The organism is Cellulomonas sp. JZ18 (genome assembly GCF_009720485.1).
Lineage (GTDB): Bacteria > Actinomycetota > Actinomycetes > Actinomycetales > Cellulomonadaceae > Cellulomonas.
Genome location: NZ_CP045245.1, coordinates 3,456,515 through 3,472,696 on the forward strand (window position 1 = coordinate 3,456,515; position 16,182 = coordinate 3,472,696).

Annotated in this window: 10 protein-coding genes; 2 read left to right on the forward strand and 8 right to left on the reverse strand. The window is 74.7% G+C overall.

Annotated elements, in window-relative coordinates; genetic code table 11:
• Positions 1 to 62: 62 nt before the first annotated feature.
• Complete coding sequence (locus GC089_RS15620) at positions 63 to 1,172, reverse strand: beta-propeller fold lactonase family protein (RefSeq protein WP_230684874.1); 1,110 nt, start codon at positions 1,170 to 1,172, stop codon at positions 63 to 65.
• Between the two features lie 623 nt (positions 1,173 to 1,795).
• Entirely contained in the window at positions 1,796 to 3,112 is a 1,317-nt protein-coding gene (locus GC089_RS15625; protein ID WP_196250731.1) for an ROK family transcriptional regulator, read from the reverse strand.
• A 99-nt stretch (positions 3,113 to 3,211) separates the two neighbouring features.
• Between GC089_RS15625 and xylA the strand changes: the two genes are divergently transcribed.
• Together xylA and GC089_RS15635 are read left to right on the forward strand one after the other, a co-directional pair.
• Positions 3,212 to 4,402 (forward strand): xylose isomerase, encoded by a 1,191-nt coding sequence (xylA, locus tag GC089_RS15630; RefSeq protein ID WP_155378412.1) that lies wholly within the window; start codon positions 3,212 to 3,214, stop codon positions 4,400 to 4,402.
• Positions 4,403 to 4,580: 178 nt separating this feature from the next.
• Positions 4,581 to 6,014, forward strand: coding sequence for a xylulokinase (locus tag GC089_RS15635; protein ID WP_155378413.1), 1,434 nt, complete (start codon positions 4,581 to 4,583; stop codon positions 6,012 to 6,014).
• 84 nt (positions 6,015 to 6,098) lie between these two features.
• Here the strand turns inward: GC089_RS15635 and GC089_RS15640 are convergent, their stop codons facing one another.
• From GC089_RS15640 to GC089_RS15660, 6 genes are all read right to left on the reverse strand, one after another.
• Positions 6,099 to 6,455 (reverse strand): Lsr2 family protein, encoded by a 357-nt coding sequence (locus tag GC089_RS15640; RefSeq protein ID WP_155378414.1) that lies wholly within the window; start codon positions 6,453 to 6,455, stop codon positions 6,099 to 6,101.
• An 89-nt stretch (positions 6,456 to 6,544) separates the two neighbouring features.
• Positions 6,545 to 6,718, reverse strand: a complete 174-nt coding sequence (locus GC089_RS18530) for a hypothetical protein (RefSeq protein ID WP_196250732.1) — start codon at positions 6,716 to 6,718, stop codon at positions 6,545 to 6,547.
• A gap of 25 nt (positions 6,719 to 6,743) precedes the next feature.
• Entirely contained in the window at positions 6,744 to 8,264 is a 1,521-nt protein-coding gene (gene lysS, locus GC089_RS15645; RefSeq protein WP_155378415.1) for a lysine--tRNA ligase, read from the reverse strand.
• Positions 8,265 to 8,395: 131 nt separating this feature from the next.
• Positions 8,396 to 9,313 (reverse strand): carboxylating nicotinate-nucleotide diphosphorylase, encoded by a 918-nt coding sequence (gene nadC / locus GC089_RS15650; RefSeq protein WP_196250733.1) that lies wholly within the window; start codon positions 9,311 to 9,313, stop codon positions 8,396 to 8,398.
• Between the two features lie 183 nt (positions 9,314 to 9,496).
• On the reverse strand, positions 9,497 to 14,308 hold the full coding sequence (locus GC089_RS15655) for an endo-1,4-beta-xylanase (protein WP_196250734.1): 4,812 nt from the start codon (positions 14,306 to 14,308) through the stop codon (positions 9,497 to 9,499).
• 210 nt (positions 14,309 to 14,518) lie between these two features.
• Complete coding sequence (locus tag GC089_RS15660) at positions 14,519 to 16,165, reverse strand: L-aspartate oxidase (RefSeq protein WP_230684875.1); 1,647 nt, start codon at positions 16,163 to 16,165, stop codon at positions 14,519 to 14,521.
• Positions 16,166 to 16,182: the final 17 nt, after the last annotated feature.

Genomic DNA, 16,182 nt, shown 5'->3' on the forward strand with positions numbered 1-16,182 from the left:
GCTCCATTGTCGCCCGGCGCACGAGGGGCGCACGCCGCGGGCCGTCCGGGGCGGCCGCCGGCTCAGCGCACGCGCGCCACGCACGCCGGCGACGGGATGCTCGCGCGGCCGACCTCGGTGCCGTCGTGGTCGAGGACGACGACCGCGTGCGACTCCTGCAGCGCGACGACCGTCCAGTCGGCGACGACCTCGTGGTGGCGGGGCGTCCTGCCGGCGAGACGGGTTGACGTGCCCGCGCCCAGGGAGCCGTCCGCGGCCACCGGGTACGTCGTGAGGACGTCGGCGCCGCGCACGCCGAGCACGAGACGGTCCCCCTCGAGCAGCACGTGCGACGGCGACGGCGTCGCACCGCCCGTGAGCGCGGGGTCGACCGCGGGGACCGAGGCGACGGGGGCGCCGGTCGCGGCGGCGGCGTCCCAGGCCAGCACGTGCACGGCCGCGTCGAGCTCCCCCACGACGTACAGGTGCCGGGCGTCCGGGGCGAACGCGAGGTGCCGGGGGCCGGTGCCGGGCGGGAGGGACGCGGCGACGCCGTCGGCCGTGAGGGTGCCGTCGGCGGCGCGGGCGTAGCGCCGCAGCTCGTCGGTGCCGAGGTCGGCCACGAGGACGTGACGGCGGTCCGGCGTCACGGCGACGAAGTGCGCGTGCGGCCCCTCCTGCCGGTCGGTCACCGGCCCGGACCCCTCGTGCCGGAACACCTGCGCCGGGGTGCCCGTCTCGAGCACCTCGGTGGCGTACGTGCCGTCGGGCGCCAGCGGCAGCACCGCGAGGGCGCCGTCGGTGTAGCACGCGACGTGCAGGACGTCGTCGGCGAGGAGCAGGTGGCACGGGTGCGCGCCGCCGACGGGCACGGTGACCGTGGGGGCGAGGCCGCCGTCCTCCTGCACGGCGAACGCGGTGACCGTGCCGGGGTCGTCCTCGGCGACCGCGTGCACCATCGCCCCGGACGGGTGCGCGACGACGAACGACGGCGCGGGCGTCTCGACCACCAGGCGCGGCTCGCCGAGGGCGCCCGTCGCGGGGTCGAGGTCCACGCGCCAGATCCCCTCCCCGAGACCGGCCTCGGTGCCGATGCCGGCGTGCGGGTACGTGCCGACCCACAGCGGCACGGGGCCGTGCGCGAGCGTCTCGGCGTCGGTGGCGGGTGCGGGCTGCGTCGTCAGGTCGTCCACGGCGACGACCCTACGGACGCGACCGCCTCCCCGCTCCCCACCCTCGACCCACCCCACCGCTGACTCCGCCGGGTCCGTGCCGAGCTCGCGACCTGCGACTGCCGAACTCGCCCAGAACTGCCGAACTCGGCGACCGAACGAACGCACCGCCCCCGCCGACGCCCCTCGGCGACACCTGGCCGCTTCCCGCCTCCGCCGAGTCCGACACTTCCCTGCCGAGCTCGGCACTTCGCTGCCGAGCTCGCGACCTTCGACTGCCGAACTCGTGCAGAACTGCCGAACTCGGCGACCGAACGAACGCACCGCCCCCGCCGACGCCCCTCGGCGACACCTGGCCGCTTCCCGCCTCCGCCGAGTCCGGCACTTCGCTGCCGAGTTCGGCACTTCGCTGCCGAGCTCGCGACCTTCGACTGCCGAACTCGCGCAGAACTGCCGAACTCGGCGAGGAGGGCGGGATACGGGAGGGGAAGGAAGGGAGGGGCGACGGAGGAGGGGAAAGGAGGGAGGTGCCAGGGCGCGGGAGGGAGGGGTGGGGGCGAAGGGAGGGGTGGGGGCGAAGGGCGGGGTGGGGGCGAAGGGCGGGCTGGGAGCGGGCCGGGCGGGCGGGGGGATGTGGGGCGGGGTCAGGGGGTGGGGGTGAGCCAGACGGAGGGCTCCGCCACGACCTGGCGCAGGACGGCCAGGGCTCCGCCCGTCATCGCCGGGTACTCCCCCGCGCGGGCGCGCGAGACGTCGAGGGTGGACCACGGCGCGAAGATGACGTGCGCGTCGAGCGCGGCGCGCACCGGGCCCTCGACGTGCGGGTACAGGTGCCCGAAGGTGCCGCCCAGCACCACGGCGCCCACGTCGACCACGTTGGCCACGGTCGCGACCGCGAGGCCCAGCCACCGTGCCGCGGCGTGGACCGCGGCCACGGCGGCCGCGTCGCCGGCCTCGACGGCGCGGAGCAGGTCCGCGAACCGGCTGCCCGCGGGCAGGCCCGCGGCCGCCGCGATGGCGTCCTGCCCGGCGAGCCGCTCCAGCGTCCCCGGTCCGTCGGGGGCCGAGCCGTCGACGACGACGTGCCCGATCTCCCCGCTCCAGCCGTGCCGGCCGAGGAAGATCTCGCCGTCGAGCACGAGGGCGCCGCCGACGCCGACCTCGCCGGACACGTAGAGGAACGACGGCGCTCCGGTGCCGCGGCGCGCGTGGGCCTCGGCCCGTGCGGCGAGGTTCGCCTCGTTGGCGACGCGCGGCGGGAACGCCGCGAGCACCGGGTCGGCGGCCAGGCGCGCGACGACGTCGACGTCGCGCCAGCCGAGGTTCGGCGCGACCCGCAGCGGACCGGTGACCCGGTCGACGAGCCCGGGCAGCGCCAGCGCGGTGCCGGCGACGCGGACGCCGTCGGTCTGCAGGCCGGCGAGCAGCGGGCCGGCGAGGGCCGCGAGGCGGTCGAGCACGTCACCCGGGTCCGCACCGCGCAGGTCGGCCTGCTCGACGCGCTCGACGAGCACGCCGCCCGCGAGGTCGACCGCGCGCACGCCGAGGTAGTCGACGTTCACCTCCATGCCGACGCCGGCGATCCGGCCGGGCGCGGGGGCGAGGGGCACCGCGGGACGTCCCGCGCGCGCCGCGGACACGGGGTCGAGCTCGCGCACGAGGCCCGCCTCGATGAGCACGTCGACCAGCCCGGTGACGGTGCCCCGGGCCAGTCCGGTGGACGCCGCGATCTGGGCGCGCGACGGTGGGGACGTGGCGTCGACGACGTGGGCCAGGGTGACCGACAGGTTGTGCTCGCGCAGGTGCTCCTGGCGGCGGGCGCGCACCGGGTCCGGCACGCGCTCGGCCGCACGTCCGTGCCGGGTGCGGCGGGCGGCGTCGGGGTCGTCGGCGGGCAGCCCGGACGTACCGGACGCCGGCGACCGCACGGCGCCGCGCACGTCCTCGGGTGCCCCGGCCATGGGTTGACCCTAGCCGAGATCCGTGGATAAATTCATCGCGAGAACAAATCCGCCGGGCGGTCGCCCGGAACACCACCCCTCGACGTGGAGAGATGAGCCATGGTGCGCAAGCCCACCCCCGAAGACAGGTTCTCGTTCGGCCTCTGGACCGTGGGCTGGAACGCCCAGGACCAGTTCGGCTCGAACACCCGCCCGTGGCTCGACCCGGTCGAGTCGGTGCACAAGCTCGCCGAGCTCGGCGCGGCGCACGTGACGTTCCACGACGACGACGTGGTGCCCTTCGGCTCGTCGGCCTCCGAGCGCGACAAGATCCTCGAGCGCTTCAAGGGCGCCCTGGCCGAGACCGGCATCACGGTCGAGATGGTCACGACGAACACGTTCAGCCACCCGGTGTTCAAGGACGGCGCGTTCACCTCGAACGACCGCCGCGTGCGCCGCTTCGGCCTGCGCAAGGTCCTGCGCAACGTCGACCTCGCCGCCGACCTCGGCGCCGACACGTTCGTCATGTGGGGTGGCCGCGAGGGCGCCGAGTACGACTCGGCCAAGGACCTGAAGGCCGCGCACGACCGCTACGCCGAGGGCATCGACACCGTCGCCGCGTACATCAAGGAGAAGGGCTACAAGCTCCGCATCGCGCTCGAGCCGAAGCCGAACGAGCCCCGCGGCGACATCCTCCTGCCGACGATCGGCCACGCGATCGCCCTCATCTCCACGCTGGAGAACGGCGACATCGTCGGCCTGAACCCCGAGGTCGGCCACGAGCAGATGGCGGGCCTGAACTTCACGACCGGCATCGCGCAGGCGCTGTGGCAGGGCAAGCTCTTCCACATCGACCTCAACGGCCAGCGGTCCATCAAGTACGACCAGGACCTCGTGTTCGGCCACGGCGACCTGTTCTCGGCGTTCGCCACGGTCGACCTGCTCGAGAACGGCTTCCCGAGCGGCGGCCCGAAGTACACCGGCCCGATCCACTTCGACTACAAGCCCTCGCGCACCGAGGACTTCCAGGGCGTGTGGGACTCGGCGGCGGCGAACATGTCGACGTACATCCTGCTCAAGGAGCGCGCGCAGGCGTTCCGCGCCGACCCCGAGGTCCAGGAGGCCCTCGAGGCGGCCGGCGTCCTCTCGCTCGCCGAGCCGACGCTCGCCGAGGGTGAGACGATCGCCGACCTGCTGAACGACCGCTCGGCGTTCGAGGACTTCGACGCCGACGAGGTCGGCGCGCACGGCTTCGGCTTCGTGCGCCTCAACCAGCTCGCGCTCGAGCACGCGCTCGGCGCGCGCGGCTGACGCAGCACGCACGTCCGGCACGCCCGCCGGAGCGCCCTGGCACCGTCCAGGGGCTCCGGCGGGCGTCGCCGTCCCGGCCCCGCGCCCCGTCCGGGCGGCGCGGCCGGCCTCACCTCCCCGCCCGGACCCCCGACCCGCGGCCGACCGGCGCGGGCCAGCTCGTGGAGGAGCACAGGCGATGACGCTCGTGGCAGGTGTGGACTCGTCCACCCAGTCGTGCAAGGTGGTGGTGCGCGACGCGGAGACCGGCGCGCTGGTCCGGCAGGGGCGCGCGACGCACCCCGACGGCACCGAGGTGGCGCCCGCGGCGTGGTGGGACGCGCTGCAGGAGGCGATCGCGCAGGCCGGCGGTCTCGACGACGTCGCCGCGGTGGCGGTGGGCGGGCAGCAGCACGGCATGGTGGCGCTCGACGAGCACGGCGAGGTCGTCCGCGACGCGCTGCTGTGGAACGACACGCGCTCGGCCGGTGCGGCGCGCGACCTGGTCGCGGAGCTCGGCGACGGCGACGTCGCGGCGGGCGCGCAGGCGTGGGCGTCGGCGATCGGCTCGGTGCCGGTCGCCTCGCTGACGGTGACGAAGCTGCGCTGGCTGCGCGACGCCGAGCCGGAGAACGCGGCGCGCGTCGCGGCCGTCGCGCTCCCCCACGACTGGCTGACGTGGAAGCTCGCGGGCGGGCTCGCCGAGGTCGGCTGGGAGGGCCTGGTCACGGACCGCTCCGACGCGTCCGGCACGGGCTACTGGTCGCCGTTCACCGAGGACTACCGCCTGGACCTGCTCGAGCTCGCGCTCGGCTCGCGCCCGCGCCTGCCGCGCGTGCTCGGTCCTCGTGAGGCCGGTCCCCGCCTCGCCGGCGGCGGCGCGCTGCTCGGCCCCGGCGCGGGCGACAACGCGGGTGCCGCGCTCGCCCTCGGCCTGCAGCCGGGCGACGTCGCGGTGTCCATCGGCACGTCGGGCGTCGTCTCGGCCGTCGCGAAGGCCCCGACGGCGGACGGCTCCGGCCTCGTCACCGGCTTCGCCGACGCGACGGGTGCGTACCTGCCGCTGGCCTGCACGCTCAACGCCTCCCGGGTCCTCGACGCCGCGCGCCGCATCCTCGGCGTCGACCACGCCGGCCTGTCCGAGCTCGCGCTGTCCGCCCCGGCCGGCGCGGACGGCCTCGTGCACATCCCCTACCTCGAGGGTGAGCGCACGCCCAACAAGCCGGACGCCACGGGCGCGCTGCACGGCATGCGCCTGGGCAACACCACGCCCGCGCACCTCGCCCGCGCCGCGGTCGAGGGCATGCTCTGCTCGCTCGCCGACGGCATCGACGCGCTGCGCGAGGTCGGCGTGCCCGTCGAGCGGCTGTTCCTCATCGGCGGCGGCGCGCAGTCGGAGGCCGTGCGCCGCATCGCGCCGACGGTCCTCGGGCTCGACGTGCACGTGCCGACGCCGGGCGAGTACGTCGCCGACGGCGCCGCGCGCCAGGCCGCGTGGGTGCTCTCGGGGTCGGACACGCCCCCGGCCTGGTCCGCCGCGTCCGACGCCGAGGTCGTCAGCGCGCCCGTGGAGCCGCAGGTGCGCGCGCAGTACGCCGCGGCCCGCGAGCTCACGGTGGACCGCACCTCCTGACGTCCCGGCGCGACCGCCCGCGTCCGCGGACGCACGAGGGCCCGGCACCGTACGGTGCCGGGCCCTCGTCGTGCGGGGACGGTCTCAGTGCGCCGCGTCGTAGGCCTGGCGGACCTCCGCCGAGATGCGGCCGCGCTCGGAGACCTGGTAGCCGTTCTCCTTGGCCCACTCACGGATCTCCTGCGCCTCGTTGGCACGCGCCGCCCGCGAGGACGACGAGCCCGAGGAGGACCGGCCGGACGACGACCGGCCCGAGGAGGAACGGCCGCCGACGCGGCGCGCGTGCCCGACCCACGGCGCGAGCGCGTCGCGCAGCTTCCCGGCGTTCTCGGACGTCAGGTCGATCTCGTACGTCACACCGTCGAGACCGAAGGTGACGGTCTCGTCGGCCGTCCCGCCGTCGACGTCGTCGACGAGCAGGACCTGGACCTTCTGCGCCATGGAGTTCTCCCGAGGCAATTGTTCGGAGTGGGTGACGTGGCACAGCGTCGCACCAGGTATTCCCACCCGTCAAACGTTCGCAGAAATCCTCAGGAATCCGCACGCCCGGGCGGCACGCCGTCGGGGCCCTGCGCCTCCAGGCGCGCCAGCTCCTGCCGTTCCCGGCGGTCCGCGTTCACGATCGCGCGGATCGAGAACCAGAAGATGACGCCGACGCCCACCGACGGCAGCAATGCGGCCAGAACGCCGCCCCAGTTGTCCATGGCTACCTCCGACGCAATGACAGCGTCAGCCCTGCGGCTTCACGAGCGGGAAAAGGATCGTGTCACGGATGCCCTGACCGGTCATCGCGATGAGGAGGCGGTCGACGCCCATGCCCATGCCGCCCGACGGGGGCATCGCGTGCTCCATGGCCGTGAGGAAGTCCTCGTCGATGCGCATCGCCTCGTCGTCGCCGCGCGCGGCCAGCAGCGCCTGCGCCTCGAAGCGCTCGCGCTGCACCACCGGGTCCACGAGCTCGGAGTAGGCCGTGGCGAGCTCCATGCCGCGCACGTACAGGTCCCACTTCTCCACCAGGCCGCGCTCGGTGCGGTGGTCGCGGGTCAGCGGGGACGTCTCGACCGGGAAGTCCCGGACGAAGGTCGGCGCCCACAAGGTCGAGCCCACGTGGTGCTCCCACAGCTCCTCGACCATCTTGCCGTGGTTGCGCCGGGCGGGTGCGAGCTCGATGCCCGCCTTCTCCAGCAGCTCGAGCAGGTGCTCGTCCGACGTGTCGTGCGTGATCTCCTCGCCGAGCGCCTCGGACAGCGAGCCGTACATCGTCAGCGACGTCCACTCGCCGCCGAGGTCGTACTCGGAACCGTCGGCGAGGGTCACGACCGTCGTGCCGAGCGCGTCGCGCGCGGCGGTCTGCACGAGGTCCTGCGTGAGTGCGGCCATCGTGTCGTAGTCGCCGTAGGCCTCGTACGCCTCGAGCATCGCGAACTCCGGGGAATGCGTCGCGTCGACGCCCTCGTTGCGGAAGTTGCGGTTGATCTCGAAGACCTTCTCGACCCCGCCGACCGCCGCCCGCTTGAGGAACAGCTCGGGCGCGATCCGCAGGTACAGGTCGATGTCGAAGGCGTTCATGTGCGTCTCGAACTGGCGCGCCGCCGCGCCCTCGGGCCGCACCTGGAGCATCGGGGTCTCCACCTCGAGATATCCCCGGCGCCAGAAGTTCTCCCGCAGGGAACGCACGACCGCGGCGCGCAGGCGCACCATGTCGCGCGCCTCCGGGCGCACGATGAGGTCGACGTACCGCTGGCGGACGCGGGCCTCCTCCGACAGCTCCGCACCCTCGTAGAGGTTCGGCAGCGGCCGGATCGCCTTCGCCGCCATGCGCCACTCGTCGGCCATGACGCTGAGCTCGCCGCGGCGGGACGCGACGACGCGGCCGTGCACGAACACGTGGTCGCCCAGGTCGACGTCCGTCTTGAAGGACGCGAGCGCGTCGGCGCCCACCTCCTTCTCGCTGAGCATCGCCTGCAGGCGGTTGCCGGCGCCGTCCTGGAGCGTCGCGAACGCGAGGCGTCCCGTGACGCGCAGGAACACGACGCGCCCGGCGACGCCGACGACGTCGTCGGTCTCCGCGCCCGGCTCGAGGTCCGGGTGCGCGGCCCGGACCTCGGCGACCGTGGTGGTGCGGGGCACGCCGACCGGGTACGGCGCCACCCCGGCGGCGAGCAGGCGCTCGCGCTTCGCGCGGCGCACCTGGATCTGCTCGGGGACGTCGTCGGCGGGCACCGTGGGATCGGCGGGCGTGGAGGTCACCGTCGAATCCTACGGGCGTCGGCGGGCCCTCCCGGCGGCCGGGGCTCGCGCGGGCACGTGCGCCCCGCCACGTCGGGGCCCGGGACGCGGGACGCGCGTCCGGCGCCCGCTCGCCGGCCGCCGCGCACCGGTCAGCCGGCGTGCAGGTCCAGCCCGAGGTCCAGGATCGGGGACGAGTGCGTGAGCGCCCCGACGGAGAGGTAGTCCACCCCGGTCGCGGCGACCGCGGCCGCCCGGTCGAGCGTGAGGCTGCCGGTGGCCTCGAGGTCGACGTGCCCGGTCTGCGGCTCGCGCGCCCGCACCCGGTCCACGGTGGCGCGCAGCGTCGCGTCGTCCATGTTGTCCAGCAGCAGGAAGTCCGCGCCGGCGTCGAGCGCCTCGTCGGCCTGCTCGGGCCGGTCGACCTCGACCTGCACCGGCACGTCGGGGAACGCGGCGCGCACGGCCGCGACCGCCGCGGCGACCGAGCCCGCGGCGACGACGTGGTTGTCCTTGACCATCGCGACGTCGTGCAGGCCCATGCGCTTGTTCGTGCCGCCGCCGCAGCGCACCGCGTACTTCTCGAGCGCACGCAGGCCGGGTGTGGTCTTGCGGGTGTCGAGCACCCGGGCGCCCGTGCCGGCCAGCGCCCGCGTCCAGCGGTGGGTGTGCGTCGCGACGCCCGACGCGCGGCTCACGAGGTTGAGCAGGGTGCGCTCCGCGACGAGCAGCACCTGGACCGGACCGGTCAGCCGCCCCACGACGTCGCCCGCGCCGACGGTGGTGCCGTCCGGCACGAGCCAGGCGGTGGTCGGGGTGGGCAGGCCGAGCCGTGCGGCCACCTGCGCGAGCACCTCGGGGACCACCACGAGGCCCGCCACGACGCCGTCGGCGCGTGCCGCCAGGTCCGCGGTGCCGACGACGGCACCCGCGACCGTCGCCTGCGTCGTGACGTCGCGGCCGGGTGCGGGGCCCAGGTCCTCGTCGAGCGCGGCGGCGACGACCCGCGCGACCGCCGCGGGGTCGGGCCCGGGGTCGCCGGGCAGGCAGGGGTTTGTGGACGTCGTCACGGAGCGCCACGCTAGCGCGCCGGGCGCCGCGCCCCGGGCGCCGTCCGCGCGCGGTCCCGGGGGACGACGAAGCCCCACGGGCCGCCGGGGGGGACCGGCCCGTGGGGCTCGTCGCCACCGCCCTCCGGGGAGGTCGGTGACGCGGGACCCGGTCGCGGCGCGTGCCGCGACCGGGTCACGTCGTCAGGGCCGCGTGAGCATGCCCCGCTTGCGGGCGACGACGAGCGCCACGCCCGCCGCCAGCACCAGGAGGGCGAGGACGCCGATCCCGATGCCCGTACCCGTGACCGCCAGGCCGCCCGGACCGGCACCGGTACCGCCCTGCGCGGCCAGCACGGTCAGCGAGGTGCTCGCGAGCACCGTGCTGCCGTCCGAGGCCTGCAGGAGGTACACGCCGGCCTGCGTGCTCGCCGGCACCGTGACCCGCAGGGTCGCCGTGCCGTCGGCCGCGACCGTCACCGTGCCGAGCAGCGTGCTGCCCGCCGGGGCGGCGACCGCCGCACCGGCCCGCGCCGTGGCGCCGGCACCGAGGGAGACGGCCACCTTCTGACCCGCCTCGAACCCGGCGAGCGCGACGTCGACCTGCCCGCCGGCGCGCACCTGCGCCGCGCTGAGGCTGATCGTCGGCTTGCTGCTCGGGTTCTCGCCCGGGTTGCCACCCGGCTCGTCGACGGCCTCGACGAGCCGGCCGACGCCCCAGCGAGCCGGGCTCTGGTACCCCTGGCCGCTCGGGTCCGCCCAGTTGCGGATGCCCGTGCGGACACCGGAGGACGCGTCGTTGACCTGGAAGTCCAGGCCGTGGAACGTCCCCAGGCCGCCGCGGTCGTCCAGCGTGATCGCGGCCTCGACCCGGTACCCGGTGGCCGTGCGCGTCGTCGCCGACGTCACCCGGTTGCGCTGGTAGGTCTCGGTGCCGCCGGCCCCGAAGGACACCCCGTTGTCCGCGTTGATGCGGATCTGCATGTCCTCGTAGCGGTAACCCGCGTTCTTGGCGTTCCCCGCGTCGACGTAGATCTCCACGGAGTCCTTGATCCACGGGTCGCTGCCCGACAGGTCGACGACGGGGTCCGTCACGTCCGCGAGGACGTACACGGTGTCGCCCTCCCAGAGCGTGCGCACCTCGGCGGTCGCGCCGGCCGTGCCCTCGACCTGCTTGTCGGTCCGCACCACGGCGGCCTCCGCCCACGCGGCGTCGGCCTCGCCGTCGATCTGCGGCGTCGCCGCGGCGCGCGCGACCTCGACGTACGACAGCGGCTCGAGCAGGGACAGCGTGCCGAGCACGCCCGGCGTGTTCCAGCCGGCCGTGGTGCCACCGTCGGTGACGGCCACGTCGAACTGGAGCGTGCTGCCCTGCGTCGCGCCGCTGAGCGGCAGGTGCACGACCGCGGACCAGCCGCCCTCGTGCTCCGTGACGACGCCCTCGACGTCGCCCTCGCCGTCCCGGCCGAAGGCGTACTCCTCGTCGCCGACGACGAACGTGAGGCCGTCCGTCGGCTGCTCGGAGCCGTCCTTCACGGTCACGTACGCGGTCAGGTGGTCGGCCGCCCAGCGCAGCTGGAACTCCGCCTTCGACTCGATCGCGTGCAGCGGCAGCTTCTCCCACTCGAGCGACGAGGTGGCCTCGTCGTCGAGCGCGACGTCACCGGCGAACACGTTCGCGGTGCGCACCCGCGCCGGCAGCTCCTCGTCGACCGCGCCGTAGTAGGCGGGCTTCGCCGTGCCGTCGTCGTCGAACAGGAGCGGACCGCCCGACGAGTCGCGCCAGCTGCGCACGTCGGTCAGACCCCACACCGTGACGGAGAACAGGTCGTCCTCGTACTGCCGGAACATCCGGAAGGCGTCGCGGTAGTAGTAGCCCTGCTCGATGAACTTCGCCTCGGACTCCGGCGTGCCGGTCGTCACGTCGAGCTCGGTCACGACCTGGTCGAGGCCCAGCCCCTGGAACTTGCGGATCGCCGCCTCGAGGGCGTCGACCGGCATCGCCAGGCTGACGTGGAACTGGTGACCCACGCCGTCGATCGGCACGTCCCGCTCCAGCAGGCGCTGGACCAGGTCGTAGTACCGCTGCTGCTTGCCCTCCTGCTCGGTGTTGTAGTCGTTGATGAAGAGCTTGACCGGACGGTCCGTGCCCGCCGCGGCGTACTCCTCGTTGAAGGCCTCGTCCGCGTAGCGGAAGGCCAGGTCGATGAACTCCTCGCCGAGGATCCGGTACCAGGCGCTGCGACGCAGACCGTCCTCGTACGCGGCGCCGTCGTCGACGACCTCGTTCACCACGTCCCAGGCCACGAGCGGGTTCGACTCGGAGCCGAACTCGCCGTAGGTGGTCGCGAGGTGCTCCGCCACGGCGAAGATGTGCGTGCGCAGCCGCTCACGCAGGATCGCCCTGTCGGCCGCGGACGACGTCAGCTCGTTGCCCTGGGCGTCCTCGAACATCCAGCCCGGCGTGACGCGGCCCTGGTTGGGGTCGTCGTTCTGGCCGGCGTTCTGGCTGTGCCAGACGAGGACGTGCCCGTAGACCCGCAGCCCGTTGTCCTGGGCGAACGCCATGAGGGCGTCACCCTCGGCGGACGGCGCGAAGTTCTTGTCCGCGTCGTACCAGGCGTACGGCTTCATGTGGTTCTCGGGCGAGATCTGGTCGAAGTGCTTGAGCGTCAGCTGCGCAGGGCCGCCGAGCGTCTCGCGCGGGTCGACCGCGACACCGGCCGGGACGTCGAGCGTGTCCTTCAGCGGCGTCAGGTCCTGGACGACGAAGTCGACCTCGTCCACGACGATGTCGTCCACCAGGAACGTCGAGGTGTTGCCCGGGACCCCGTCGCCCTCCCACGCCGTCTCGAAGTAGATGTCCTGGGTACCGGCGGGCAGCGTGAACGAGCCCGTCACCTGCGTCCAGTCGGTGCCCGGGACCTGCGTGAAGCTGACCAGCGGGCCGAACTTCTCGGCGCCGCCCTGCACCTGGCGGTAGCTGAGCGTCACCTCCCCCGGCTCGCCCTCGAACCTGATCCAGGCGGAGACCTCGTACTGGGCGCCCTCGGTCAGGACCCCGGCGACCGGGTGCTGCAGGCCCGAGCCCTGCGACGCGCGGTCGCTGATGCGGGCCGCGTGGTCGCTCTCGTGCCCCTCGTCGACCACCTCGACCGTCGGCGCGCCCGAGCCGGCGTCACGCGGACCCCAGCCCTGCAGCGTGCCGTCCTCGAAGTCGGCCGACACCGAGCCGCCGGTCGGCTGCTCCGCCGGACCGCCCGCGGGCAGGGTGAACGTCCAGTCGTCCTCGAGGAGCTCGGTGACGACCGTGCGCGTCGCCGCGACGGAACCGGCACGGTCGCCGCCGCCGTCGTGCACGAGCACGATCTGGCCCTCCTGCACGGCCTCGCGCAGGTTCGCGGTCAGCGTGGCCTCGTCCTGCGTCGCCCAGTCGTTGATCGTGTTGACCACGCCGAGCGGCTGCATGCCGAGCGACACCGCCACCGCCTGCGTGCGACCCCAGTTGCCGTTGGGCGCACGGAAGTACGGCACCTGGGCCTGCGGGTCACCGAGGGCGGTGCGGATGATCTCCAGGTTGCGGACGAGGTCCGTGCGCACCTGCTCCTCGGTCATGGCGGCCATGTCCGCGTAGCCCGTGGAGTGGTTGCAGAGGGTGTGGCCCTCGCGCACGATGCGCTGGAGGATCGCCGCGCCGCCCGGCGCCTCGATGTTCTGGCCGATGACGCAGAACGTGGCGGTGACGTCCTTCTCGGCGAGGAAGTCGAGGAGGTCCTCGGTCTCGCCGGGGTTCGGGCCGTCGTCGAACGTGAGCGCCGCGACCTTGCCGGTGCCGCGCGCCGCCGTGACGGGCGTCGTCGTCGGGTTCACCGCGCCGCCCGGCACGACGGACGGGTCGGGGCCCTCGCCGCCACCCGCCGGCGGGCCGGTGATGACGACGTCGTCGACGAGGAAGGACGCCGTGGCGCTCGCCGCCTCGATGTAGAGGTCGCCGCCGGTCACGCCCGCGTTGCGGGTGTAGGTGCCGCTGAGCTGCACCCAGGCGTCGTCGGTGACGGTCACCGGCGCGTTCACCTGGACGAACGCCTGCGGCTGCTCCGCGACCGAGAACTTGAGGGTCGTGTCGTCCTGCCCCGGGGCGAGGCGCACCCAGGCCGACACGTCGTACGTCGCGCCCTCGACGAAGAGGCCGTTGATCGGGGTCTGCACCCCGTGCCAGTTGGCGCTGCGCCCGCTGACGAGCAGGCTGCCCGTCCCGGAGCGCGCGGCCGTGGTCGTGCGCTCGACCGTGACGTTCGCGTCGCCGCGCGCGACCCACGGGGCCGTCCCCGTCTCGAAGTCGCTGGCGAGGACCGCCTCCGGGCCCGTCGGGCCCGGCTTCGTGATCCGCACGTCGTCGAGGAGGAAGCTCGGGAACGCGGACTCGGTCGAGACCTCGACCGTGACCTTGGCGTTCGCCGGCACGGCTCCGGCCGGCAGCGTGTAGGTGCCCTGGATCGTCGTCCACGCCGTGCTGCTGACGGCCGTGTTGCCGACCCACGTGTACGCGCCCGTGCCGTCCGCGCCGCGGTACCCGACGAGCCGGGCGCTGGCGCCGGCGACGTCGTCGACGAGCTTGACCTTGGCGCTCAGCGTGTACTCCACGCCGTCCTCGAACAGGCCGGTCGCCGTGGACACGGAGTCGTAGCTGTTCGCGCGGCCCGTGACGCTGAGGACCTTGTTGGTCCCCTCGGTCACCTGCGCGAGCGTCGGGCCGCCGCTCTGGACGAGGACGCCCTGCGGCGCCGCGGCGGTGGCGGACTCGAAGTCCTCGGCCACCACGACGACGTCGCCCGGGGCCGCCGTGGCCACCAGCGGCGCGACGACACCGGCGACGAGCGCGGCGGCCGCCGCCGTCGCGACGGCGCCGCGGCGTCCCTCGCGGCTCGACAGGGCCGTGCGGACGGAGGCCCAGCGGCTCGCGGTCCCGGGTCGGTAGGTCCGCTTCCTCCGCGACGGGGGCTGCTGCCCGATCACCGCCGCCCCTGTCTCGATAGTTTCGAGGGCCCTACGGGTCCTCCGCATCCGATGCATCGACGCTCCCTTGCGCGAAAAGATGGCAGTGCTGCTGGAAACTACGGGACGATGATGAAGTCGGACCAGTGTCCGAGGGAAGGTTCAGCCGAACGGCGATACGAAACCGAGACCAGAAAGTTTCGGTCGAATCCGGCGGAGACGTCCCGCGCGCTACGCGTGGGAGCGCTGCGAGACGCGGACGGCCCCTTCGCCGTCCAGCGCCACCTCCACGCGCACCCGCCACCGTTCGCTCGTGCGGGGGAAGTCCGTCCGGGCGTGCCCGCCGCGCGACTCCTCGCGCTCGAGCGCGGCGTGCGTGAGCACCGTGGCGACCTGGTGCACGTTCGTGGTCTCCCACTCCGCGGTCTGGGGCGCGGCCAGCGCGCGGCCGTCGTCGTGCCGGCGGTGCGCGTCCGTGGGCACCGCCGCGAGGGTCTCGGCGGCGCGCCGCAGCCCCTCCCCCGAGCGCAGCACGCCCGGCCCGTCGGTCGCGGCACGCTGCACGCGCGAGCGCGCCGCCGCCGGGACGAGCGCCGCGTCACCCGGTCGCTCCACGGGGTCACCGGCGGTGAGGAACCCGCCCTCGAGGCGGGCAGCGACGTCCCGGGCCGCACGGTGCGCGAACACCAGGCCCTCGAGCAGCGAGTTCGACGCCAGCCGGTTCGCGCCGTGCACACCCGTGCACGCGACCTCGCCCACCGCGTACAGGCCCGGCACCGACGCCCGGCCGTCGAGGTCCGTCACGACGCCGCCCGAGTGGTAGTGCTGCGCGGGCGCCACGGGCACCAGGTCGGTCGTCAGGTCGATGCCATGCTCGAGCAGGCGCCCGTGGATGGTCGGGAAGCGGCGGCGCAGGAAGTCGGCGCCCAGGTGGCGCGCGTCCAGCCACACGTGGTCGGCACCCGTCGCGGCGGTGCGCCGCACGATCGCGTGGGCGACGACGTCGCGCGGCGCGAGCTCGGCCAGCGGGTGCACGTCCGGCATGAACCGCACGCCGTCGGTGTCGAGCAGGTACGCACCCTCGCCCCGCACCGCCTCGGAGACGAGCGTCAGCTGCCCCTTCACGCCCGAGCCGAGCCACAGCACCGTCGGGTGGAACTGCACGAACTCCAGGTCGCCGAGCCGGGCACCGGCACGCAGCGCCGCCGCCACGCCGTCGCCCGTCGCCAGCGCGGGGTTGGTCGACGACCGGTAGACCTGCCCGATCCCGCCGGTGGCGAGCACGACGGCCGGCGCCAGCGCGGCACCGACGCCGTCGCGCGAGCCCTCGCCGATCACGTGCAGCGTGACGCCCCGCACCGGCCCGGGGGCGCCGTCCGGACCCGGCTCGCCCGTGAGGACGTCGAGCACGAGGGCGTGCTCGACGACCTCGATGCCCGGGTCGTGCCGCACCGCCTCGATCTGCGCGACCAGCGCGCGCGAGATCTCGGCACCCGTCGCGTCCCCGCCCGCGTGCGCGATGCGGTCGGCGAGGTGCCCGCCCTCCCGGGTCAGGCTGAGCGCACCGTCGGGGCCGGTGTCGAACACCGCGCCCCGTGCGACGAGCTCGCGCACGCGCGCGGGCCCCTCGGTGACGAGCATCTCGACCGCGCGCGGGTCGCACAGCCCCGCACCGGCGACGAGCGTGTCCTGCTGGTGCGCCGCGGGCGAGTCACGCGGGTCGAGCGCCGCCGCGATCCCGCCCTGCGCCCACACCGTGGAGCCGGACGACAGCACGTCCTTCGTCACCAGCAGCACGCGACCCACCCGCGCACGCAGCTCGAGCGCCGCCGTGAGGCCGGCGATGCCGGAGCCCACGACCACCGCGTCGGCGTGCACGGTCCACCCGGGGGCCG

What these genes read in the sequence shown, in the direction of transcription:
- GC089_RS15625 (WP_196250731.1), bottom strand. Translation starts at nt 3,112, where the DNA reads ATGGCCGGGGCACCCGAGGACGTGCGCGGCGCCGTGCGGTCGCCGGCG.
- xylA (WP_155378412.1), top strand. Translation starts at nt 3,212, where the DNA reads ATGGTGCGCAAGCCCACCCCCGAAGACAGGTTCTCGTTCGGCCTCTGG.
- GC089_RS15635 (WP_155378413.1), top strand. Translation starts at nt 4,581, where the DNA reads ATGACGCTCGTGGCAGGTGTGGACTCGTCCACCCAGTCGTGCAAGGTG.
- GC089_RS15640 (WP_155378414.1), bottom strand. Translation starts at nt 6,455, where the DNA reads ATGGCGCAGAAGGTCCAGGTCCTGCTCGTCGACGACGTCGACGGCGGG.
- GC089_RS18530 (WP_196250732.1), bottom strand. Translation starts at nt 6,718, where the DNA reads ATGGACAACTGGGGCGGCGTTCTGGCCGCATTGCTGCCGTCGGTGGGC.